The following is a 744-nucleotide window of genomic DNA, read 5'->3' on the forward strand; positions in this document are numbered from 1 at the left end:
TTGGGGGGGGGGTTTGGGGGGTCGGGGGGGGTGGGGGGGTGTTGATCGAGGCGGGGGTGGGTCCTGAGCGCGCGGTGGGCGTGGCGATGGATCGTTGTGTGGAGTTGGTGGTGGCGTGGTGGGCGGTGGCTAAGGCCGGCGGGGTGTATGTGCCGCTGGATCGGTCGCATCCGGTCGAGCGGATCGCCACGGTGTTGGATGCGGTGGGCGCGGTGTGTGTGTTGACGTGTGGCGCCGACACTTTGGTCGGGGCGGGCGCGCGCCCGGTGTTGCGTGTCGACGAACTCGATCTGTCGGGGCGGTGCGCGAAGCCGATCACCGACGCCGACCGGCTGGCGCCGCTGGCGGTGGACGACACCGCGTACGTGATTTTCACCTCGGGATCCACCGGCGCGCCCAAGGGCGTGACGGTCAGCCACGCCGGCCTGGTCGGATTGGCTGCGGCGCAACGCAAAGTGTTCGTGTTGGGTGCCGACGCCCGAGTGCTGAATGTGGCCGTGCCAACCTTCGACGCCTCGATCTTCGAGTGGATATGGGCAGTGGCTTCGGGGGCCGCACTTGTGGTGGCCCCGCCGGACGCGTATGCCGGGGATGCGCTGACCGCCGTGCTGCAGGACCAGCGGGTCAGTGCGGCGATTGTGACCCCGACGGTGCTGGCGTCGCTGGATCGGGCCCGGCTGGACGGACTCGACACGCTGATCACGGCGGGGAGGCCTGCCCAGCGGAGTTGGTCGGCGCCTGGGC

1 pseudogene is annotated in these 744 nt (G+C 70.4%); it reads left to right on the top strand.

What is annotated here, in order from left to right:
- A pseudogene (locus A5756_RS24195) lies at positions 1-744 on the top strand (AMP-binding protein); the annotation flags it as partial.

Source organism: Mycobacterium sp. 852002-53434_SCH5985345 (assembly GCF_001667155.1).
Classification (GTDB): domain Bacteria; phylum Actinomycetota; class Actinomycetes; order Mycobacteriales; family Mycobacteriaceae; genus Mycobacterium.